17 protein-coding genes are annotated in these 19,968 nt (G+C 45.7%); 5 read left to right on the top strand and 12 right to left on the bottom strand.

Annotated features, from left to right (window positions below):
• Positions 1 to 154 precede the first annotated feature (154 nt).
• Both glgP and HMPREF1254_RS00540 read right to left on the bottom strand, forming a co-directional pair.
• Positions 155 to 2,716, bottom strand: a complete 2,562-nt coding sequence (gene glgP, locus HMPREF1254_RS00545) for an alpha-glucan family phosphorylase (protein ID WP_023056683.1) — start codon at positions 2,714 to 2,716, stop codon at positions 155 to 157.
• 25 nt (positions 2,717 to 2,741) lie between these two features.
• Complete coding sequence (locus HMPREF1254_RS00540) at positions 2,742 to 4,406, bottom strand: glycogen/starch synthase (RefSeq protein WP_036890742.1); 1,665 nt, start codon at positions 4,404 to 4,406, stop codon at positions 2,742 to 2,744.
• A 196-nt stretch (positions 4,407 to 4,602) separates the two neighbouring features.
• Between HMPREF1254_RS00540 and HMPREF1254_RS00535 the strand changes: the two genes are divergently transcribed.
• Positions 4,603 to 5,028 (top strand): hypothetical protein, encoded by a 426-nt coding sequence (locus HMPREF1254_RS00535; RefSeq protein WP_023056689.1) that lies wholly within the window; start codon positions 4,603 to 4,605, stop codon positions 5,026 to 5,028.
• Between the two features lie 67 nt (positions 5,029 to 5,095).
• Here the strand turns inward: HMPREF1254_RS00535 and HMPREF1254_RS00530 are convergent, their stop codons facing one another.
• Positions 5,096 to 6,451, bottom strand: coding sequence for a DUF389 domain-containing protein (locus tag HMPREF1254_RS00530; protein WP_036890741.1), 1,356 nt, complete (start codon positions 6,449 to 6,451; stop codon positions 5,096 to 5,098).
• Between the two features lie 779 nt (positions 6,452 to 7,230).
• Positions 7,231 to 9,033: a translational GTPase TypA gene (gene typA / locus HMPREF1254_RS00525; RefSeq protein WP_023056647.1), complete on the bottom strand. Its 1,803-nt coding sequence runs from the start codon at positions 9,031 to 9,033 to the stop codon at positions 7,231 to 7,233.
• A 270-nt stretch (positions 9,034 to 9,303) separates the two neighbouring features.
• Here typA and rpsO point away from each other — a divergent pair, with 270 nt between their 5' ends.
• Positions 9,304 to 9,573: a 30S ribosomal protein S15 gene (gene rpsO, locus HMPREF1254_RS00520; protein ID WP_023056734.1), complete on the top strand. Its 270-nt coding sequence runs from the start codon at positions 9,304 to 9,306 to the stop codon at positions 9,571 to 9,573.
• Positions 9,574 to 9,642: 69 nt separating this feature from the next.
• On the opposite strand, the gene folK is transcribed toward rpsO, so the two are convergent.
• From folK to HMPREF1254_RS00490, 6 genes are all read right to left on the bottom strand, one after another.
• Positions 9,643 to 10,068, bottom strand: a complete 426-nt coding sequence (folK, locus tag HMPREF1254_RS00515) for a 2-amino-4-hydroxy-6-hydroxymethyldihydropteridine diphosphokinase (protein ID WP_023056632.1) — start codon at positions 10,066 to 10,068, stop codon at positions 9,643 to 9,645.
• A gap of 21 nt (positions 10,069 to 10,089) precedes the next feature.
• On the bottom strand, positions 10,090 to 11,256 hold the full coding sequence (locus HMPREF1254_RS00510; protein WP_023056643.1) for an S-adenosylmethionine:tRNA ribosyltransferase-isomerase: 1,167 nt from the start codon (positions 11,254 to 11,256) through the stop codon (positions 10,090 to 10,092).
• Complete coding sequence (truB, locus tag HMPREF1254_RS00505) at positions 11,257 to 11,967, bottom strand: tRNA pseudouridine(55) synthase TruB (RefSeq protein WP_023056711.1); 711 nt, start codon at positions 11,965 to 11,967, stop codon at positions 11,257 to 11,259.
• A gap of 181 nt (positions 11,968 to 12,148) precedes the next feature.
• The gene (locus HMPREF1254_RS00500) at positions 12,149 to 13,000 is read right to left on the bottom strand and encodes an undecaprenyl-diphosphate phosphatase (protein ID WP_023056736.1); all 852 of its coding nucleotides are present in this window, start codon (positions 12,998 to 13,000) and stop codon (positions 12,149 to 12,151) included.
• Positions 13,001 to 13,240, bottom strand: coding sequence for a DUF3098 domain-containing protein (locus tag HMPREF1254_RS00495; protein ID WP_023056655.1), 240 nt, complete (start codon positions 13,238 to 13,240; stop codon positions 13,001 to 13,003).
• A 75-nt stretch (positions 13,241 to 13,315) separates the two neighbouring features.
• Positions 13,316 to 14,197 (bottom strand): cell division protein FtsX, encoded by an 882-nt coding sequence (locus HMPREF1254_RS00490; RefSeq protein WP_036890738.1) that lies wholly within the window; start codon positions 14,195 to 14,197, stop codon positions 13,316 to 13,318.
• An 822-nt stretch (positions 14,198 to 15,019) separates the two neighbouring features.
• On the opposite strand from HMPREF1254_RS00490, the gene HMPREF1254_RS00485 reads away from it, so the two are divergent.
• From HMPREF1254_RS00485 to pdxT, 3 genes are read left to right on the top strand one after another with little or no spacing between them, the layout of a single operon-like run.
• Positions 15,020 to 16,156, top strand: a complete 1,137-nt coding sequence (locus tag HMPREF1254_RS00485; RefSeq protein ID WP_231385779.1) for a bifunctional hydroxymethylpyrimidine kinase/phosphomethylpyrimidine kinase — start codon at positions 15,020 to 15,022, stop codon at positions 16,154 to 16,156.
• Entirely contained in the window at positions 16,153 to 17,031 is an 879-nt protein-coding gene (gene pdxS / locus HMPREF1254_RS00480; protein ID WP_023056668.1) for a pyridoxal 5'-phosphate synthase lyase subunit PdxS, read from the top strand. The genes HMPREF1254_RS00485 and pdxS overlap by 4 nt, the downstream gene beginning before the upstream one ends.
• 4 nt (positions 17,032 to 17,035) lie before the next feature.
• A complete protein-coding gene (pdxT, locus tag HMPREF1254_RS00475) occupies positions 17,036 to 17,608 on the top strand; it encodes a pyridoxal 5'-phosphate synthase glutaminase subunit PdxT (RefSeq protein ID WP_023056656.1) in 573 nt (190 codons plus the stop codon).
• Positions 17,609 to 17,662: 54 nt separating this feature from the next.
• Here pdxT and lpxA read toward each other — a convergent pair whose 3' ends face one another.
• Complete coding sequence (gene lpxA / locus HMPREF1254_RS00470) at positions 17,663 to 18,445, bottom strand: acyl-ACP--UDP-N-acetylglucosamine O-acyltransferase (RefSeq protein ID WP_023056623.1); 783 nt, start codon at positions 18,443 to 18,445, stop codon at positions 17,663 to 17,665.
• Positions 18,446 to 18,571: 126 nt separating this feature from the next.
• The gene (locus HMPREF1254_RS00465) at positions 18,572 to 19,966 is read right to left on the bottom strand and encodes a TolC family protein (RefSeq protein WP_036890736.1); all 1,395 of its coding nucleotides are present in this window, start codon (positions 19,964 to 19,966) and stop codon (positions 18,572 to 18,574) included.
• Positions 19,967 to 19,968: the final 2 nt, after the last annotated feature.

Here is a 19,968-nt window from a genome sequence, read left to right as displayed (position 1 = left end):
ATGTTTGTTCAAAAATGAGAGTTACAAAACCTATCTTGAGGAAAAGATAGTACATCGATGCACGAGCAAACGACCGAATCGCTTGATGGAACAAACCAAAGAGGGCATGTCAAATTCTTGACACACCCCCTAGTACAAACTTATTCACCTCAAGTTAATCAAGCCATTTCACATAATTGAAGTCTTGACGATGTGGCAGGTTTTTATGCTTTGGGAACATGCGCACGCATGATTTAAAGGTGCCGGCGTCATCAGGATCCACTTCTGCTTCAAAAGTATACAGATTACCTTCGTGACCAACGACCTTAAAAGGACGCACGCTATAAACTTCCCTGCCGTCATCATCTGGCATCGGTTTCAGCGTCACCAGTTCCAAACCGACCGCATCCTCCAGACCCTGTTCGTCTATGACGTACTTTATGTGATAAACGACGCCCGTCTCGCCACCGTTTGTCAAGAACTCCGTATCTTTTGAAACGACATGGATGGCATCCCAACGCTCGGCTACCGTTTCCTTCCAATGCGCAATCTCTTTAGCCTGCTTGGCATCATTGGCAGCCAACTTAGCGAATCTATCAGCTTCTTTTTTATAGAACTTGTCGTAATAATCGTCCAACTGACGCTTCATGGTGTAATGAGGTGCGATCGTCGAAACTGATTTCTTCACTACGTTCAGCCATTGCTCACTGTAGCCTTCCTCATTTCTATTATAATACATAGGAATGATCTCATTCTCTAAAAGCGAATAAATGGTAGCTGCATCCAACTGATCTTGATACTCCTGATTTTGGTAAGTACGTTTCTGAGGCAAGGCCCATCCGGCACCATCTCTATAACCTTCTACCCACCAACCATCGAGAACGGACAAGTTGACAACACCATTCATCTCGGCTTTCTCACCCGATGTGCCTGAAGCTTCAAGTGGACGTGTAGGCGTATTCATCCAAATATCTACACCAGAAACAAGTCTACGGGCCAATTGCATGTCATAATCTTCGAGGAAGATGATTTTACCTAAAAACTCTGGACGCTGGCTGATCTCATAGATACGTTTGATGAGATCTTGTCCGGCTCCATCAGCAGGATGGGCCTTGCCTGAGAAGAAGAACAACACAGGGCGGTCTGGGTTGTTGACAATCCTTGACAACCGAGCGATATCCGTAAACAACAAGTGCGCTCTTTTATAAGTTGCAAAACGACGACAGAAGCCTATCATCAACGCATTTGGATTGATGCATTCAAGCAGTGACATCACGCGTGACGGATCGCCTTGGTTCTTCAACCAATTCTCTGTAAACTTCTCGCGAATATACTTCACCAGCTTGTTTTTCAACATCATGCGCGTTTGCCAAATCTCTTCATCAGGAATCTTCAAAAAGGCGTGCCAAATTTTTTCGTTGCTCTGGTCGCTCATGAACGACTTGTCAAAGTATTTGTCGTAAATGTCACGGAACTCTGTTGAAGTCCATGTTGGGAGGTGTACGCCATTGGTTACATATCCCACATGGCTCTCCTCAGGATAATAGCCCTTCCAGATAGGAGCGAACATCTTTTGGCTTACCCATCCGTGCAACTTGCTTACACCATTAACTTCTTGTGAGGTATTGCATGCAAAAGTACTCATGCAAAATTTCTCGGTATGATCATCAGGATTTTGACGTCCCATACCAATGAATTCATCCCATGTGATACCCAAACGTTGTGGATATCCTTGCATGTATTTTCCGAAAAGTGCCTCGTCAAAATAGTCATGGCCTGCCGGAACGGGTGTATGTACTGTGTATAGTGAGGATGCTCTCACCAGTTCAATGGCCTGATTGAACGTCAATCCGCTCTCTACGTAATCACAAAGACGTTGCAAATTACACAGAGCCGCATGGCCTTCATTACAATGATAGATGTCTTTCTGGATGCCCAGTTTCTTCAATGTGAGTATACCACCAATACCCAGCAATATCTCTTGCTTGAGTCTGTTTTCCCAATCTCCGCCGTACAGAGAGTGTGTAATGGACTTGTCGAACTGCGAATTCAAGTCGTTGTCTGTATCCAACAAGTACAACTTGATTCGGCCCACATTCACACGCCACACGTATGCATGTACAACATAATCGAGATAGGGAACGTCAACCACGATGGGGTTGCCATTTTCATCAACCTCACGCTCAATGGGAAGCGAGTTGAAGTTCTGAGCCTCATACTGAGCAATCTGCTGACCTTCCATACTGAGTGACTGCTTGAAATAGCCATAACGATACAAAAAGCCTACGGCACACATATCTACATTGCTGTCTGACGCCTCTTTGAGGTAGTCACCAGCCAACATGCCCAGACCACCTGAATAGATTTTCAATATCTGATTAATACCATACTCCATGCAGAAATAGGCAACAGATGGCCGCTTCTTATCGGGTTTCACATCCATGTAAGCGCGAAATTGGGCATACACGTCCTTGACACGCTTCATCAGCTTGGCATCGTTAACAATCTCTTTTTTGCGGTCATAGTTGAGGCGTTCCAACAACAACACGGGGTTGTGCCCTACTGCTTCGTATAATTTCTCATCAAGACTCTTGAAGAGACTACGCGCATCGTGATTCCAACCAAACCACATATTATGTGCTAATTCATCCAAACATTTCAGTTGTTCGGGCAATCTTGATTTGATTGTCAACTCCCTCCACTGTGGAGCGTTAACATTGCTCGTCTTAATTTTCATAATCGTTAATTTTCTTATTTTTTTCTTACTTGATTATTCTATTCTCTACGCATGACAAAGCCTGATGATAGGCTGTCTCATAATGCTTAATAAACCGTTGCCACAGTGCTTTTTTTGACAAATCGGCCGCTCTCTGACGTATGACATTCACCTCTTTTGGTGACAGCTTTAACAGCTGCATGATGGTCTGCTTAATCTCGTCGGCCACATCAGAATAGTTGTTGTCAGTACGGTGAATCACTTTTACACCATTCTCAATCTCACCATACGTTCCGATTGTTCGATTAACCCACAGACCAAATCCAGCCAAATCAGTTGTAACACAAGGCACCTTGAACGCAATAGCCTCCAACGGCGTGTAGCCCCAGGGTTCGTAGTAGGAAGGATAAACGCACAGGTCGTTACCCACAACCAAATCATAATATGGCAGGTTTAAAATACCATCATCACCCGTAAGATAGCACGGAACAAACATCACTTTCACGTTATCGTGTTGAGCGTTATGTATATTCAGCGCTTCCAGCATCTGAAGGATGCGATCGCCTGACATGTCCCGAAGCCAATGTGTCAACATAGGATGTTCCAAGGGCGTGTCAAACGATTTTCCCGACGCTAATCTTGTCATCAAGTCGGCTCGCGGTTCGCCCACCCAAGCAGGCACTTCCACTACGATCAGCACCTTACGGGATAAAGTATCCTGCGACAACCGCAAGCGGTGGATGGCTTCCAGGAAGACATCGATACCTTTGTTGCGAAACTCATAACGACCACTTGTAGAAACAATGAAAGCATCTTCATCAAAAGTATTACCCATCAGCGCATTAGCCACCTCTAGCAGTCGCTTCCGTGCCCGCCTACGTTTGCTCGTCAGTTCTTGCCCTCGTGGTACAAAACTGTCTTCAAAACCATTGAGCAATATCTCATCGACAGGTTTATCCAGCAGCTCCTTACACTCGTTGGCTGTAATCTCACTCACGGTTGTAAAGCAATCAACATGATGGGCGGTTTGCTTCTCTATCGAGTGTTTGCTCTGCATGTTTAGCTCTTCGGCCATTTGGTCTCCGTGATAGGCCGACAGATATTCGTACAGGGGCTTATTGTTTCCCGCGATACTTCTACCAATGCTCGTTGCATGGGTTGTGAAAAGGGTGCCTATCTCGGGTACCTGATGGCGAATGTAGAGCAATCCCATGCCGGTCATCCATTCATTTCCATGATAAATCACCCTCTTGGTCTTGTCCAGATAAAAGCGATAAAAGCTCTCCACCACCCTGCCGGCCGCATACGAAAACATGGAGGCTTCATCGTAATCACCATAACCATGCAGACTGTCTACCTGAAACCATTCCCACATTTGGGCATAAATTTCATTTTTCTGAGCGTATAAGGGCTCAAAATCTACCAGTATGGCAAGTGGATGTCCTGGAACTGACCAGCGACCAATTCTGCATGTCAATCCTTCTTCAGCAGCTTTGCTCTTCCAATCTGTGAAAAGAGAACTGTCTTCTTGAAAATATGGACTTTCTTGTTCTTTCCAACAATCAGGACCAATAAAGATGATACGGTCCAGATATTGATCCTGCAATGTCTTTGCTCGTGTAGAAAGAACGGTATAAATACCTCCTACTTTATTACAAACTTCCCAACTCGACTCAAATATATAGTCGGGACGCAACAAGTCTTTAGTCATAAGAATCATAATATGATGAGCAAAGATAATATAAAAAAGGTGAAATCCAAATGATAGGTTCTTTAATTTTCTTAATACACGCGTTTTATTGATATAAAACAGTAACTTTGCAAAAACAGACTAAGTCTTGGCAAGCAAGGAAATCTGATGCGGCCTCCTACTTGCGTCTTCCTATACGCAAATAAAATCAACAAAGATGAAAAAGTACCTATTCCTCAATATTTTATGCTTTCTGGGCATGCTGGCGACAGCACAAAACACACAAAAGCTGCCTTTCAAGGGTGTCATAGGAAACTCGGAGTACAGAATATACATCAAAATGAATTTGTACGAGAACAACGTTACCGTACCTGGGCAGGAAATCTTTGGTGAACTTCCAGGCTTCATGGGAGACAGCATCGATTCACGAAAATGGTTGTTCACATCGGCCAAAATCCATAAAAACACGGCCCGTCTGGAGATTACCAACGACTATGGTAGTGAAGATTTAGTGGCCACTTTGACCCTCAACAAAGACAATACATACACACTACAGCAAGTTGAAGGCAGCAATATGAAAATTGCTCGTCAAAGAAAATGGAAAAAACTGCCAAAAACATTGGTATTTATCTCGAAAGAATAGATACCTACAACGTGTGCGGGCCTATTGGCATATCTTTGTTTTTCGATACTTTCAGGCCAAATGTTCATCACTTGGTATAGGTAATCACCAGTTTTACACTTTCTTCATTCGTGCGCTTCTGAATCCATTGACGCATTTGAATGTTTTGCTCGTTTGTCAATGGTTTCTTCACTTTAAATTGAGCAATGGCTAAAAGGTAAGGCTCGTTTGCTGTGGTATCCAAATTAGCCTCGACTACTGGAGACAATACCAATGATTGGACACCTGGGTATAGCACCAACATCTCGTTAAACATATCCACACTTAGTTGTGAATACGAATCAATTTTCCCTAATTTTTGCCGCAACTCCTTGATTTCAACTGCTTGCTCTTGAAGTACTTTGACGCTTTGTTCCCGATTTTTCGAGATGGCTACAAGAGTACCTTTTTCTGGTACTAAATCTGAGGATTCAGTACCCTGTATAACAGCTAACTTCAGATGTTTCAGTCGCGAATGTTCATTCAGTTCCTTCTGTGCTTTCTTCTTTTGTGCTGGCGTAATCTCTTTCCCTAAGGCAACTATTTGCAATACGCTGTCTCCATATAGATGTTGCGACACCACTTGTGTTCCTTTCCAGTTCAAGCTATGTTGCGCAAAGTTACTCAACTGCCTGTCAAACAGGCTGGATCGCATCATGCGTACAGTCATATAACCGGCTGGTATCATCGTTAAAACAGCAATGGCTAAAATCATACGATGCACAAATTTACAACGTTGAGGATCCACAAAGTGTTTGCGTCTGAAACGCAACAAGAAAACACCGAAGGTAGTTGCCACAGCAATGAAGACGGTGTTGATAAAATATAATAAAGAAGCACCAGCAAAAAAGGCCAAATTCCCCGTAGCTATGCCATATCCTGCCGTACATAGTGGAGGCATTAATGCTGTGGCAATGGCAACACCTGGAATGACATTACCCTTGTCTTTTATCGAGGCAGCGACAATACCTGCCGCACCACCAAAGAAAGCGATGAGAACATCGTAAATGGTAGGCTCGGTACGCGCCAACAACTCTGATTGTACACCCTGAAAAGGTGTTAAGAAAAAATAAACGGTTGCTGTGATGATACTGATAATGGTCGCCACCATATAGTTTTTAACGGCCCGTCTCAGCAGCGGCAAATCATCGATGCCCACTGCTAAACCCATGCCTAAGATAGGTCCCATTAGTGGTGAAATGAGCATGGCGCCGATGATGACTGCCGTAGAATTGATATTCAATCCTAAAGAAGCAATAAACACGGCACAAATTAGAATCCAAAGGTTAGCTCCTTTAAAGGTTACGCCCGATGCTATTTCATCAACAACATCCTCTTCCTTCTCACGATTTTCTGACATATCGAAATACTGCCTCAGATATGCCTTCAACGAAATCTTTTCCATTTTGTATGATATTTCGCAACTACAAGGTTTTTCTATCTTGTGACGTGCTGTTATTTCCTTAAGCATTAAGCACTTTGAGTGTCAACTCTTTTTCATAGAAGAAGCACAGCCGCACTGGTTTGTTTATGATATTGCAAAGATAACAATTTCAAAAGAACTCACCAACAAACCGTCACATTAACTCATTCGGATGATTGAACTACGAAAACAATATTATTTTCAAGTCGAAAAGAAAAGACTCCAAGTTGCGTTCAGAATAGGGCTCTTTCGTTTAACAAAAGAACTTTGAGGTTTTTAGACGAAACGGAATGGTTATCTATGAAATGTTTTCCGTAACGACAACTTTTTAACACAAATGCTTGGCGTTTTTTTGACCAACTGGTTCGGATGCTGAAAATACGCGAAATATGAAGCGATTTTTATACCAGATTGATTATTAATTTATTATGCGATTTTTGGACTGGAAATACATTCCAGAAGTAATGAGTTTTTGTGGAAAAATGCTGTTTTTGCGCAAAATAGGCCTTCTATAGCATGTAAATTGCCTCACAAAGTGATTGAGATTGGCACGCAAAGTGATTGGGTTTAACACCCAAAACCAATGACTTTGAAATACCTCCCCAAATAGGTTAGATAACACACGAATGGAAGTGTGGGAAAAACTCTCGATTCAGATAAGAAACGGCACAGCCTAACAACGATTCTGACTGCCGAGTGTGAACAAAAAATCCTTGCCACATTGGGCAAGGATTTCTTTGTTTGTCAGGCTAAATGAACAATCACTCTTTATTCAAGCGCTTGCGTTCGGTATGGTCGAGGGTTACCTTTCGCATGCGCATGCTCTTAGGAGTAACCTCCAACAGTTCGTCGGCCTTGATATACTCCAAGCATTCTTCCAGACTCATCACCACCTTTGGAATCACTCGCGCCTTATCATCCGAACCACTGGCACGCACGTTGGTAAGCTGCTTAGCCTTGGTTACATTAATCACCAAGTCGTTGTCGTGAACATGTTCGCCTACCACCTGACCGGCATATACTTCCTCTCCCGGATCGATGAAGAACTTACCACGGTCTTGAAGTTTATCGATGGAATAAGCGAATGCTGTGCCCGTTTCCATGGCAATCATGCTGCCGTTTACCCGTCTTGTTATCTCACCCTTATAAGGTTGATACTCTTTGAAACGATGCGCCATGATGGCTTCTCCTTGAGAGGCTGTCAGCACATTGGTTCGAAGTCCCATGATACCGCGCGAAGGGATATCAAACTCGATGTTCGTACGGTCACCTTGGTTCTCCATAGAGGTCATTTCGCCCTTTCGACGCGTCACCATGTCAATCATTTTGCTGGAAAATTCTTCAGGAACATTGATGGTGAGTTCCTCGATTGGCTCGTATTTTTCGCCGTTGATTTCTTTGAAAATCACCTGTGGCTGACCTACTTGCAACTCATATCCCTCGCGACGCATGGTTTCAACCAACACGCTGAGGTGGAGAACGCCACGTCCACTGACAATCCATTTATCGGTTGCATCCTCGAAAGGACGCACACGGAGAGCCAGATTTTTCTCCAACTCCTTTTCCAATCGGTCGTTGATGTGGCGCGAAGTGACATACTTTCCCTCTTTACCAAAGAAAGGTGAGTCGTTAATGGTGAACAGCATGCTCATCGTAGGCTCGTCAATGGCGATTGGAGGTAATGGCTCGGGATTCTCAAAGTCACAGATAGTGTCGCCTATTTCGAAGTGATCCAGACCGATAACGGCACAGATGTCACCGCTGCTCACTTGGTCGGTCTTGGCGTGCCCCATGCCCTCAAAGGTATGAAGTTCTTTAATCTTTGTTTTTTCCTGACTGCCGTCGCGATGGCTAATGGTTACATTCATGCCACTGGCAAGAACGCCTCGATGTACCCTTCCAACGGCAATACGTCCCGTGTAGTTGGAGTAGTCGAGACTGGTAATCAGCATTTGCGGAGTACCCTCCAGCTGCTTGGGCGCAGGTATCACCTCAACAATCTTGTCAAGCAAATATTCGATGTTGTCCGTTGGTTTCTTCCAATCCTCCGCCATCCATCCATTCTTGGCCGAACCATATACGACGGGGAAGTCCAGCTGGTCTTCGGTTGCGTTCAAGGAGAACATCAAGTCAAACACCATTTCATACACTTCCTCGGGTCTGCAGTTGGGTTTGTCCACCTTGTTCACCACGACGATGGGTTTCAAGCCTATCTGCAAGGCTTTCTGCAACACGAAACGTGTCTGCGGCATGGGGCCTTCGAAAGCGTCAACGAGCAAGATACAACCATCCGCCATGTTGAGCACGCGCTCTACCTCGCCACCAAAATCGGAGTGACCGGGAGTGTCTATGATGTTGATTTTAGTTCCTTTCCAATTGATGGAAACGTTTTTAGAAAGAATGGTGATGCCACGTTCGCGCTCCAAATCATTGGCATCCAATACCTGTCCACTGTTATCCTGTCCGTCACGGAACAATTTTCCTGCCAGCATCATCTTGTCTACCAACGTGGTTTTTCCGTGGTCAACGTGTGCGATGATGGCAATATTTCTGATGTCTTGCATTTCTTTTACCTTAAACTTTTACGACTGCAAAGGTAATGCTTTTAATTTATAATTTGCACTGCACTATTCGTAATTATAAGCTATCAACTATATTTTTTCTACCTAATAGACATTGATGGACAGGAAACGAGAAAAAAGAACTTATTAAATGTTAAAAAACGGCTCAAAGCTGACAAAATATGAAAGAGCGATGATGAAATGTACATTAAAAGCATTACCTTTGCAACCGCATTATTGCACAACATTTTTATTTTTTAACAACAAAGTTCTATGTATTTAGACAAAGCAAAAAAAGAAGAGATCTTTGGACAGTACGGAAAGTCTAACACTGATACTGGTTCAGCTGAGAGCCAGATAGCATTGTTCTCATACCGTATTTCCCACTTGACGGAGCACCTTAAGAAGCACCGTAAAGATCATAACACGGCACGTTCATTGACCAAATTGGTAGGTAAGCGTCGTTCTTTGCTCGATTATCTGTATGATAATGACATTGAGCGTTATCGTGCTATCATCAAGGCTCTTGGCTTGCGTCGATAAAACGCCAACGTGCTATTTAGCTTAAGGAATGAAGTAGGAGGAAACAACTTTTGTTTTCTCCTACTTTTTTTATTCTCCTACAGTGAGTATCTCACGCAAGGGAACCATCACAAACTCGCGTTCATGCATCAATGGATGTGGAATCGTCAGTTCGGGAGTTTGGATGTTGAGATGGTCAAACAACAAGATGTCTATGTCAATGCAGCGGTCTTGGTAAACTTGAGCATGTGTCTTCTCCACTCGTCCCAGCTCTTTTTCAATGATCTGGGTGGCTCTTAACACCTGGAGCGGATTCATGTTGGTGCGGCAACAGATGCAAGCGTTGATGAAAGCGTGGGGCGATGAGAATCCCCATGGCTGTGTTTCGTAGAGCGAAGACTGGCGTTCTACGGGGCCAATCTGTTCTGCTATTCTTACAATAGCCTGACGAATGTTTCGCCGTCTGTCACCCAGATTGGCACCAAGTGCAAGGTAAACGATATGCTCCTTAGTCATTTTGCGTGTCCATGGCAGCGATCAATCGTCCAAAATCAAGAGTGAATCGCCGTAACACCCAAACTTATAACCATGCTTCACGGCCAGGTTGTAGGCTTCCATCACCAGCTCATATCCACCAAACGCAGCTGTTTCCATGAGCAAAGGCGACATACTGTGATAGAAATTGGCAAGCATCGTATCAGCCAGACCAAAGTCGTATGGTGGGAAGATGAACTTGCTGGTCCAGCCATCATACTCTTTCAGCAAGCCATCTGTACCGACAGCCGTTTCAGTTGCCTTGACAACGCTTGTCCCAACGGCACAGACACGATGCCCTTCTTGCTTTGCTTTATTGACAATCTTGCAGGCCAGGGCATCAATCTTCACTGGCTCAGAATCCATCTTATGCTTCGTCAGATCTTCCACCTCAATGTTATTGAACGCACTGAGACCACAATGCAGGGTGATATAAGCAAAATGAATGCCCTTGATCTCCATCCGTTTCATCAGTTCCCGACTGACATGCAGGCCAGTAGCGGCAGCGGTTACAGCTCCTTCATTCTTGGCGAAGATGGTCTGGAAATCCTCCATGTCGTGCGCATCGGCATGCGGAACCTCACGCCGATTGATGATGTAACGAGGCAACGGTGCCTCACCGAGCGCAAAAAGTTCGCGCTTGAACTCCTCATGAGGACAGTCGTAGAGGAAACGAAGCGTACGTCCACGGCTCGTGGTGTTGTCGATGACCTCAGCAACCATGGTCCCGCTTTCATCAAAGAACAACTTGTTACCGATGCGTATCTTACGCGCAGGCTCCACCAACACGTCCCACAGGCGCATTTCTCGATTGAGCTCGCGCAAGAGGAACACCTCTATCTTGGCGTCCGTTTTTTCCTTTGTTCCGTACAAGCGGGCAGGAAATACCTTTGTGTCATTGAAGATGAACGTGTCACCTTCATCAAAATAGTCGAGCGCATGACGGAACTCCAAGTACTGTCCCTCTACAGGTTTGCCCTTTTTGTTCTTCTGGAACATGTCAATGTTCTGCGACTTACGATGCAAGACCATCAATCGAGATTCGTCACGACGCGTCATTCGGGAGATTTTCTTTTCTCCTTTGTCATTCACTATCTCATGGTAGACACTATGAGGATACAGAGCAACAAGCTCTTCCGGCAAATTGAATTTGAATTGTGATAGTTTCATTTATAGGTGTTTTTCGTCTATTTCTTGTTGATCCAACCACTCCTTGAAGTGATCGAAGTTAATACTGTTTTCTACTTTGATAGCTCCCACTCGGGTCCGGCGCAGTGCCGTGAGGTATGCCCCACTGTTCAAAGCGCGTCCCAGGTCACGGGCCAGGGCTCTGATATAAGTCCCTTTACCACATACCACACGCAACTTGAGCAGCATGGTCGTTGGGTCAAAATCCATCACCTCTATCTCGTCAATTCTGACGCTTTTTGGTTTGAGCACCACTTCCTCGCCTGCGCGACGCAAGTTGTATGATCGTTCACCGTCTACCTTGCACGCACTGAAGGTTGGTGGGGTTTGTTGAATATCGCCAACAAACTGTTTCAGTGCCTCATCGATACGCTCGCGTGTGATGTGTTCGGTTGGGAATGTTTGATTAACCTCGTGTTCTTTATCGTAACTCGCAGTGGTTGCCCCCAACTGGAGCGTGCAGGTATATTCCTTATCGTGTGCCTGCAACTGCTCAATTTGCTTGGTTGCTTTCCCCGTACACAACACCAATACCCCCGTGGCTAATGGATCCAACGTGCCGGCATGACCTATTTTAATTCTTTTGATGCCCAACTTGCGAGATATGACATACCGCACATGGGCCAAAGCACCAAAACTGGTCATGCCGTAAGGCTTGTCAATGGCAAATATTTCTCCTGTATAAAAGTTCACGGTGTGATTGCTTTTGAGTTTATGAGTTAATGAGTTTTTAAGTTGATGAGTTTGGAAGTTAATGAGTTGATGGGTTTATAAGTTTGTGAGTTTGTGAGTTGTTGTTTGGTTTCTTACGAGTGATGTACTCATGATGTATGAACTATCAACTTGTCAACTCGTCAACTTGTCAACTATTCTATCAATCAACCATCGCCAACTGATGGCCCATCATCAGCCAAATCAAGATGGCACCGCCGACAATAATACGATATACGCCGAAGGCTTTGAAGCCATACTTGGTAAGGAAAGCCACAAACCATTTCATGGCCAGCAATGCTACGACAAAGGCAACGCCACTGCCTAACAGCAAAGTGGGCACATGCGCGGACAAGGCTTCCACACCTCCATTCTTGATTAACTTAAACACATCGAGACAGGTGGCGGCGAACATGGTGGGCACAGCCAAAAAGAACGAGAACTCGGCCGCACGTTTACGCGTCAGTCCTTGCGCCATTCCACCCACGATGGTGGCCATCGATCGCGAGACACCCGGTATCATGGCAATGCATTGGAACAGTCCTATCCGCAAGGCTCTCTTCTCTGTCAGCGGCGTCATCTTGCTTCCATGATTGAACAGGCGGTCGCAAAACAACATGAAAACGCCACCAATCACCAGCATCACCGCAACCACCACGACGCTTCCCAACATCTTTTCAATCAGATGGTTAACCAGCAATCCGATGACAGCTGCTGGTATGAAGGCCACTAACAGCTTCCAATAAAAGTCCCATTTGTGCAAGAAAGCCCTGACCGCGGTACTTCCTGCCGGTGCTGGTGAGCGGTCGAGCCGGAAGAATTGCTTCCAGTAGAGCGCCACGACCGACAGGATGGCGCCAAACTGAATGATGACAATGAAGGCGTTGATAAACGAATCGTCAGCCCTCATGCCCAACAAGTCGCGCGTGATGATCATGTGTCCCGTCGAAGACACGGGCAAAAATTCCGTCAACCCCTCTACGATTGCCAGAATGATGGTTTCTACTATGCTCATTTATTCCTCAACGTGCTTATCCTTGGGTCTACGAACAATGGCATAAATCATGGACACAAATCCGATGAAACATACCACCGGAGCCACCTTGATGCGGCGAACACTGAAGATGTCCGGATTGTATGAAGTTTCAGTAGAGCCTCCTCCGCTCATCAGGAGGAAGCCAATGATGACAATCACCATGCCGACCGCCAACAACATGAAGTTGACCTTGTCGAATGCGAAGTTTCTTCTATCCATCTTATTGATTGATTTTGCCATGCGTCAGGATATCGCGTATCCTGTGCATGACGATATGATTGCGAGTTTACTTATTTAGATGTTATATAATTCACCAGCCTTCATCCGCAAAAACTTGTTCACGGAAATATGTGCGCAGATAGCCGTAATGATGATGCCGAACAAGAACACCACTGCCGCTGTAACAGCCATGTCACGCCATGTAACAACGCTCAAGATGTCAGGCTCAGAGACATACAAGCCATAGACACACGCAGCCAGCACGATGTTGGCTATCAATCCGGCTATCAAACCTATCCATATAGCACGGTTGACAAACGGCCGGCGGATGAAACTCCACGAGGCACCCACGAGTTTCATGGTGTGTATGGAGAAGCGCCGTGCGTAGATGTCCAGCCGAACGGTATTGTTGATCAGGGAGAATGATACGATAGTGAGCAAAATGGCTAACACCAACATCACCAAACCCGTCTTAGCCAGGTTGCGGTTGACGCTGTCTATCAACTCTTTTTGATAATTAATCTGATTGACTTTGGGATATTTCTTCAATTCGTCGGTAATCCATTTCAACGAATCATTATTGGCATAATTCGACCTGAGTGTCACCTCAATGGAGGCAGGACAAGGGTTCTCACCATCGGTAAACTCGGAAGGGTCGCTTCCCATGGCCGCTGTAATCTCTTTGAGGGCTTGTTCTTTACTGATATAATCCAGGCGTTTGATATAAGGTCGCTTCTTGATGTCGACACAAATCTTCTGAGCTTCAGGATTTGTCATGTCATTTTCCAAAATCAGCTGCACCACCAAATTCTCCTTGACATACGAAGAAAGGTTTCTGCCGGTAAGCGTTGAAAACACAACCAATCCCAATAAAATAAGCACCAAGGCTGTGCTAATACAAAGAGTAACGGCCTGTAGCCCACGATGACTACTGGTTTTATTTCGTTTTTTTCCCATTCCGATACGGATATAATACACCAAATTTGTTGCAAAGGAACAAAAAAAACAGCGATATAGCAACGGTTTAACGACAATTAACGTCCATTCCTGTAAAGAAGGAGCGCAGGGGCAAACGCAAGCTATACCCATACAGTCTTCATCATGTTTCCGGAACTGCCATTTAAGCTATCAATCATTCTTTGCTGAAAGTTCTGATCCACCCCTTCTATTGACTACCATTGACCTGTATTGCCGCTCTACCAGCCCATGTTTTCCATTGATCCATTTTGCCAAGAACAGCACGGATAAGCAAATTTGGTTATCCACAAGACGATTTAACCCTGCTGATTTATAATTTTCTAAAACCTGATTTTGTCAAGAAAACCAACCGTTTTTTAACACTTCACGAACACTCATTCTGGAAAAAAATAGGGAGATTTAGACGCAGTGACGAGAGATTTGGTGGGCAGTTCATGGTCTTTTACAGCCAATTTGTATGCTTTTTCTCCACTCTTATGCATTTTTAATCGAAAATAGCCATGCCATTGACTACTTAAAGCAATGGGGTTGCGGGGCAAAAGCTATGCTATTGGAAGGTAAAAGCATAGCTATAGAAAGTAAGAAGCCTTGACAAAATTCGACAACCCACTGAACACAAACATATTACAAACATGCGAAATCCTTGCCGTATTTGCAAACAAAGGGGCGTGAGGCTGCGAATACGCGAGTTATGAAGAAGGCTTTGTCAAGAAAATTTCACCTTACACGCAGGGTCACGACTTGCACAAAACAACCTTTTCATTGTCATAATGAGAACTATATTTGTACAACTCGCTTTTTTTGTTTTCCTTTGTATCTGACAATCGGCGTGCATGGTGCCACACCATCAGGGGCCGACGTAGCATGAAACAGCGCAACACGATATTGACAATCACCGGTTCTGACGGTTCTGGGGGAGCCGGAATCCAGGCCGACATCAAGGTCATCACGTCCTTGGGCGGATATGCCGTGTCGGTCATCACGTCAATCACCATGCAGAACACGCTTGGTATTCAGCGCTTTTACGATATCCCGGCCGACGTCGTAGCAGAGCAGGTGGAAGCGCTTATTGATGACATCAAGCCCTCGGTGGTGAAGGTTGGCATGGTTCGCAACGTGAAGACGCTGGATAACATGGTGAGCATTTTGGCGAAACGCCAACCACTGAAACTCATTTACGACCCGGTGGTAACGTCGAGCCAGGGCGACCTGCTGATGCCACCAGAGATGATTGACAGCGTCAAGACCAAGCTGCTGCCGCTGTGCTCGCTGGTTATCTTGAAGCAAAACGACGCAGTCTACTTGCTGAACAGCCCGCTCAAGACCCACGACGACATCGTCAAGGGCATGAGAAAGCTATTGGACATGGGGTGCCGGGCCGTGTTGTTGCACAGCGGCGACGACCACGATTTCATCGCATGGCAGCAAGATGACGACATGCACGTGGAGCCCTCGCCCACCCTTTGGCAAACCAACGCACACGGATTGGGCAGCAACCTGACCTCGGCCATCGCCTATTTTCTGGGCGAAACAGATGATTTCAGAGAGGCCATCAGTAGAGGCAACGCTTACATTCATCAGCAGATGAGCCAGATGGGTGAACTGAAAGGACGAGGAAGCGAGCTGCTCAACGCGTTCATGAAAGCCGTATCGACACATTATGCCACCAACAACGACGTGCGGTTTTATGCCGACATGCTGAACGTGAGTCCCCGTTACCTGGGACAGGTGACCAAACGCATCGTACAGAAAACGCCGAAGACCCTCATCGATGAACACGTTTTTCACGAAAGCAAGTTCTTATTGGACACCACCAGCAAGACCGTTCAAGAGATAGCGTACGCGTTAGGGTTCAACTCACAGTCGCATTTCACGAAGTTTTTCAAGAAGATGGGAAACTCAACACCAAGTATTTACCGACAAAAACAAATAAAATGAAAACAACTGAAAGACAAACACTGAATCGTAATTTAGCACAAATGCTCAAGGGAGGTGTCATCATGGACGTTACAACACCCGAGCAAGCACGTATCGCAGAACAAGCCGGAGCCTGTGCGGTGATGGCTCTCGAGCGCATACCGGCCGACATTCGCGCGGCAGGAGGCGTTTCGCGCATGAGCGACCCGCACATGATCAAGGGCATTCAGCAGGCCGTAAGCATTCCGGTGATGGCCAAATGCCGCATCGGACACTTTGTTGAAGCTCAGATTTTGCAGGCCATTGAGATTGATTACATCGATGAGAGCGAGGTACTCTCGCCCGCAGACAATGTCTATCACATTGATAAGACCAAGTTTGAAGTACCTTTTGTCTGCGGTGCAAAGAACCTTGGTGAGGCGCTCAGACGCATTGCTGAAGGCGCAACCATGATCAGAACCAAGGGAGAACCAGGTACTGGCGACGTGGTTCAGGCTGTGACGCACATGCGCATGATGCAGGCTGAAATCAGAAGACTTACCTCTATGGCTGAAGATGAGCTGTACGAGGCCGCCAAACAATTGCAGGTTCCCTACGAATTGGTACAGTATGTACACGAAAACGGCAAGCTGCCTGTGGTGAACTTTGCCGCCGGTGGTGTAGCAACTCCTGCCGATGCAGCCCTGATGATGCAACTTGGAGCTGAAGGAGTGTTCGTGGGTTCGGGCATATTCAAATCGGGCAATCCAGCCAAGCGCGCAGCTGCCATCGTTCAAGCTGTGACCAGCTACAACGATGCGAAGCGGTTGGCCGAGCTGTCAGAAGACCTTGGTGAAGCCATGGTGGGCATCAACGAACACGAGATTGAAGTGCTGATGGCAGAAAGAGGAAAGTAAACAGATGAAAATAGCGATATTGGCATTACAAGGAGCATTCGTCGAACACGAACGAATGCTCCGTTCTTTGGACGTAGAAACGTTTGAGGTTAGGAACAAAGACGACTGGCAGCAGCCGAAAGACGGTCTGATTATTCCCGGTGGAGAGAGCACCACAATGGTGAAGTTGCTGCACGACCTCGATTTGCTGACATCCATACAGCGTGAAATCCGTGAGGGATTGCCGGTATTTGGCACTTGCGCAGGACTTATCTTGCTGGCAAAACAAGAGAATGGACAAGCGGCTTCACGCATTTCCACAATGGACATTGACGTTTGCCGCAACGCTTATGGCAGACAGTTGGGCAGTTTTCGCACCGTATCATCATTCAAAGGCATTGAAAACGACATCCCCATGACCTTTATCCGCGCCCCTTATATCAATCAAGTATATGGCGAGGCCGAGGCGTTGGCTACGGTCAACGGACACATTGTGGCCGCCCGGCAAGGCCATCAGCTGGTCACGGCCTTCCATCCCGAGCTGGATGAGGACGTAAGCATACACAGGTATTTTGTTGACAGCATTAAAAAAGGATAGGAAAGCTATTGCGCCAACCTATCCTGTTCTTTATATAAATGTGTTCGATGCGAACTAAAGTTTACCGATGATTCCTGCTTTTGTCGCCTGAATGAAACGTATGATGTTTTCAATTTCAGGACCGCCGGGAACCTGTTCCTTTACTTGCAGCACCGCATCAAACACACTTGTTTGGCCATGGAATATCAGGCGGTAAGCATTGGCTATGTGACTCTGAACCTTTTCTGTGATGCCATACGTTTCCAACATGGTCTTGTTGGGACCTCCATAGCTTACCGGTACACCGCCAGCAATGATGTACGGCGGCACGTCTTTATAGAACGTGGTACCAGCTTGTATCATGGCATAGTCGCCAACGCGTGTGTTCGCATTCTCGATGACACTCGAACTGAAAATCACTCCATTGCCAATTTCACAGTCACCGGCAATCTTTGTTCCATATCCAAACACACATTGATTACCTACTTTGGTATCATGTGAGATGTGAGTTCCTTCCATTAAGAAGTTGTCATGGCCGATGACGGTCTGTCCTCCCGCATGGGTTGCCCGATTGATGACTACATTTTCACGAATGATGTTGTTGTTTCCAATAATCAATTCGGTGTTTTCTCCCTTGAATTCAAAGTCCTGTGGAAGGGCTCCCATCACCGAACATTGATGCACGGTGTTGTTGCTTCCCATGCGAGTTCCCTTCAAAATGCTGACAAAGGGATAAATCACACAGTTGTCTCCTATCACTACATCTTCTTCAATATATACGAAAGGGAAGATTTCACAATTGTTTCCAATCTTCGCTTTGGGTGATATTTCCGCTTTCTCACTGATATCGTATGCCATAATTTTTAGTTTTTTAGTTTATAGTTTGTTAGTTGATAAGTTGGTACATCATGCGGGTCGGGCTTTATGTGACCAGTCTAATTTACCTAATGGGCCCTACTTTGTCGACTTATCAACCATCCTACCCTATTCTTTCACGCCGCCTCCGAGGGCCTGATAGAGGTTTACAACAGCCTGCATCTTGTGAAAATCGTCCGTAATCTTAGCCATCTGCGCATTGAGAAGGGTTTGCTGAGCAGTGATTACCTCAAGGTATGTACTGCTCGACTGACTTAAAAGAAGCTTGGTATCCTCCACATTTTGTTGCAGAGTTTGTATTTGTTTAGCCTCAATCTTGCTCTTTTCATCCGACGAATGGTAAAGCACAAGTGCGTTACTCACTTCATTTCCTGCCTTGAAAATGCTGTTCTGCCATGTGTTGTAGGCCTTTTCATATTGCGCTTCAGCAACGCGTAGACCTGCAATAATCTTTCCTTTTTGGAAAATAGGCTGCACCAAACTGCCGACAGCCGACAGCATCCATTTGCCTGGATTGATGACTGCAGCTCCCGCACTGTTGGTAAACATGCCGGTAGGAGCAATCGTTAGACTTGGATAAAATCGGCTTCGAGCGGTTTCTATGCCATAGAAACATTCGGCTAATTGCATCTCAGCTGCATGAACGTCGGGACGATTGGCCAGCAACTGGATACCGATGCCGGTAGATAAGTTCGTGGGCAGAGCCTGATTCTCAAGCCTTCCGCGCGAAATACTCTGTGCCGGTTGTCCCATCAAGAGCGACAAAGCGTTCTCCGTTTCACGTATCTGGCGCACCAAATCGGTCTTTTTGGCCTCCACAGCATAGTAGTTTGCTTCGGCACTCTGCACACCTGTCGACCGAATACCACGTCCAAGATCCTTCAATACCTTCATCTTGTCCCACGTTTCCTTGGTCAATTCTTGCATGTTGTTGACGATTTCGAGCTGCTTGTCGAGCATCAAAAGGGTATAATACATATTCGCTATCCCGCTGATAATATTGGTTTTGACCAACGTCTGATAGTCCTTTGTGGCCAATAATGCTACCTGTGCGGCACGTTTCTGACTGAGCAAATTGCCAAATAGGTCAACATTCCAGCTGGCAGCAACGGGCAATTGATAAGTTGAAATGGCCTTTCCACCATCCCAAGAAGCGATAGTTCCCTGGGGAGCAAAGGTGAAAGAAGGAAGAAAAGACAACCTGGCTGCCTTCAATTGTGCCTCAGCCATCTTCACGTTCAGCGCAGCATTCAGAAGATCTACATTGTTGGTCAATGCCCTTTCTATGTGCGTTTGCAATTGTGGATCGGTAAACACACTGCGCCATGGCATGTTACCAAAGCTCGTAGTGTCCGTCACAACCAACGTATCTGTCATCGAAAGCGAATCACGAACGATTCCCTTGGTGTTCACATTGGGGCGTTGGTACGTTCCATAGAGGCTCTTGCAGCTGGTCAATGCCAATGCTGCAAGTCCCATAATCATTATATTTTGTTTTTTCATCA

Source organism: Prevotella sp. BV3P1, assembly GCF_000479005.1.
In the GTDB taxonomy this organism is placed as follows: Bacteria; Bacteroidota; Bacteroidia; order Bacteroidales; family Bacteroidaceae; genus Prevotella.
This window is presented reverse-complemented; position numbering and strand designations above follow the sequence as displayed.